Source organism: Sphaerospermopsis aphanizomenoides BCCUSP55 (assembly GCF_001586785.1).
GTDB classification, from domain to species: Bacteria; Cyanobacteriota; Cyanobacteriia; order Cyanobacteriales; family Nostocaceae; genus Sphaerospermopsis_A; species Sphaerospermopsis_A aphanizomenoides_A.
In genome coordinates, this window is sequence record NZ_LUFH02000242.1 from 1 (window position 1) to 2,061 (window position 2,061).

Consider the following 2,061-nt stretch of genomic DNA (forward strand, 5'->3'; position numbering starts at 1 on the left):
AGCAATAGAGAAAGGTTGAACTTTCGGTCTGATATGGGTGAAAGTCCCATCTACCAGACTCAGGTATGACTCCCGACCTGTCCACACTGACTAGACTCGGTATTTCTGGTGGGTGAAGCTGGAAACAGGGCGCAATCAGACATCTGTTGTGGGGTGACACTGGCGCTAATGGGGAGTTCCTATGGTGAAATAGAGCCTAGAAAAGCAACCCATTGTAGAGCGGGACACAACATTATATACCCGACTCGATTGGAGCCAATTCCCGCCGCATCTTTTTCCAATAGCGGCAAGAGTCCAGGGATTCCAATGGTTGAATTGGCTACACCTAATGGAACGAACAATCTCACCGAAGGAACGAATAAAAACGTCTTGAAGGTCTAGGGAAGGTCGAAACCCAAGTAGGCTGGACGAGCAGCAGAACCCCTTCAAGACGGGTAGGACAGACCGTAATTGGTCTGAGGTGTTCAGAGTACACAAAACTAGAGCAGAGCATGATTAGACACAGCAGTAATGCTAGTGAATCCTGGAAGAAGTTACCGTGGAAGAAATTCCGCAAAAACCTCTTCCGCCTACAAAAGCGCGTGTACAAAGCCATTCAAGTTGGAGACACGCTCAAAGCAAAGTCTCTCCAAAGGCTGATACTGAAATCCACCGCAGCGAGATTACTGGCAATCCGTCAAGTAACACAGCTAAATGCTGGGAAAAAGACAGCAGGAGTTGATGGCAAAGCATCGCTCACTTTCGAGCAAAGGTTTGAACTGAGTGAAGAACTCAAAACCAACACCAATAACTGGCATCATCAACCACTACGGGAAATTCCCATCCCCAAAAAGGACGGGAAAACCCGCGTCCTCAAAGTCCCAACCATTGCAGATAGGGCTTGGCAATGCCTAGCCAAATACGCATTGGAACCAGCACACGAAGCAACATTCCACGCTAAGAGCTATGGGTTTAGACCAGGACGGAGAGCGCATGACGCTCAAAAAATCCTGTTCAATAACCTAAAATCCAATGCTAATGGAATAAATAAACGAGTCATTGAACTCGATATAGAGAAATGCTTCGATAGGATAAACCACTCTGCAATTATGGATAGACTCATCGCTCCCAAGAGTATAAGACAAGGAATCTTCCGATGTCTCAAATCTGGAGTCAACCCAGAGTTTCCAGAACTTGGAACACCTCAAGGTGGGGTGGTAAGTCCACTGTTAGCCAACATCGCCTTAAATGGTATCGAAAGTATCCACAGATACAAAAATGCTAATGGGCAAATGATAGAGCCATCAGTCCGCTATGCCGACGACATGGTAATAATAATCAGACCCCAAGACGATGCCACAGAAATACTTGACAAAATCAGTCAGTTCCTAGCAGAACGAGGAATGAAAGTCAGCGAGAAAAAGACAAAGCTAACCGCCTCGACAGATGGCTTCGACTTTCTAGGATGGAACTTCAAAGTGCAGAAAAACGGAAAGTTTAGATGCGTTCCTTCAGTGGACAATTATAAAGCTTTTCGCAAGAAAGTAAAAGCCATCGTCAATAACTCGAATTATGGTGCTACCACAAAGGCTGAGAAATTAGCCCCGGTAGTCAGAGGTTGGAGGAACTACCACCGCTACTGCAAGATGGATGGGTCGCGTTATTCGCTATACCACATCCAAGCAAGAGCTTTTAAGGTATTCAACAAGGAAACCAAACAGAACCGCGAATCTAGTAAGAAACTACTAGACAAAGCGTTTCCATCAGTTTCTTACTCCGAAAGCAAACACATCAATGTCAAAGGTGAAAAATCGCCTTTTGATGGAGATTTGACCTATTGGAGCGAGCGTAACAGCAAACTCTATGACAATGAAACCTCTAGAGCCTTAAAACGGCAAAACCATAAATGTGGACATTGTGGATTAAAAATGCTCTCTGAAGAGAAGGTGCATTTGCACCACGTTGATGGAAATCATAACAATTGGAGATCCAAAAACCTTCTAGCTATTCATGAAAGCTGCCATGATTATATCCACATGGGCAAAACCACAAGGTAGGAACATCGGAAGCTGGGTGCGATGA

Annotated in this window: 1 protein-coding gene; it reads left to right on the top strand. The window is 45.0% G+C overall.

The window, feature by feature from the left end; all coding sequences use genetic code 11:
* Positions 1–491: 491 nt before the first annotated feature.
* The gene (locus tag A0J48_RS26590) at positions 492–2,036 is read left to right on the top strand and encodes a group II intron reverse transcriptase/maturase (protein ID WP_200327565.1); all 1,545 of its coding nucleotides are present in this window, start codon (positions 492–494) and stop codon (positions 2,034–2,036) included.
* The last annotated feature ends 25 nt before the right edge of the window (positions 2,037–2,061 follow it).